The sequence below is a fragment of the Vibrio sp. 1562 genome (assembly GCF_033340155.1).
Taxonomy (GTDB): domain Bacteria; phylum Pseudomonadota; class Gammaproteobacteria; order Enterobacterales; family Vibrionaceae; genus Vibrio; species Vibrio alginolyticus.
Window position 1 is genome coordinate 1 of the sequence record NZ_JAWOVY010000737.1, and the last position, 529, is coordinate 529.

General features: G+C 49.0%; 1 protein-coding gene. It reads left to right on the forward strand.

Translation table 11 applies throughout. The features are described 5' to 3' along the window. Positions 1-529 (forward strand): alanine--tRNA ligase-related protein (locus R7Z49_RS27380; RefSeq protein WP_318112813.1); only part of this gene is annotated, 529 nt, incomplete at both ends.

A 529-nucleotide genomic window follows, 5' to 3' on the forward strand; every position in this document is an offset into this window, starting at 1 on the left:
AGAAGAAAACTTCGGTCGTACACTTGAACGCGGTATGGCGATTCTAAACGAAGCGCTAGATAACCTTGATGGTAAAGTGCTCGACGGTGAAACCGTATTCAAACTTTACGATACTTACGGCTTCCCAGCTGACTTGACTAATGATGTTGCGCGTGAACGTGAGTTCGCGATTGACGAAGAAGGCTTCGAGAAAGCAATGGAAGAGCAGCGTCAGCGTGCGCGTGAAGCGGGTCAGTTCGGTACAGACTACAACGCAGCAATTAAAGTTGATACACAAACTGAATTCTGTGGCTACGTTGGAACAAAAGGCTCTAGCTCAGTGGCGGCAATGTTCGTTGAAGGCAACGAAGTGGATTCTCTATCTGCTGGCGACAAAGCGATCATTGTGCTTGGTGAAACCCCATTCTACGCTGAGTCAGGCGGTCAATGTGGTGATGCGGGTGAAATCCGCACTGAAGCTGGTGTATTCCGAGTAGAAGATACTCAAAAGCTAGGCAACGCAATCGCACACCACGGTGTTATGGCGGAA